Annotated in this window: 1 rRNA gene; it reads left to right on the forward strand. The window is 51.7% G+C overall.

Going from position 1 to position 211, the window contains the following annotated elements:
- A 23S ribosomal RNA gene (locus BHE89_RS04185) occupies positions 1 to 211 on the forward strand; the annotation flags it as partial.

The raw sequence follows: 211 nt of genomic DNA on the forward strand, positions 1-211 counted from the left end.
TCAGGTAGAGAATACTCAGGCGCTTGAGAGAACTCGGGTGAAGGAACTAGGCAAAATGGTGCCGTAACTTCGGGAGAAGGCACGCTGGCGGTAAGTGAAATCCCTTGCGGATGGAGCCGAAGCCAGTCGAAGATACCAGCTGGCTGCAACTGTTTATTAAAAACACAGCACTGTGCAAACACGAAAGTGGACGTATACGGTGTGACGCCTG

This window comes from Shigella sp. FC1967 (assembly GCF_001743005.1).
GTDB lineage: Bacteria > Pseudomonadota > Gammaproteobacteria > Enterobacterales > Enterobacteriaceae > Proteus.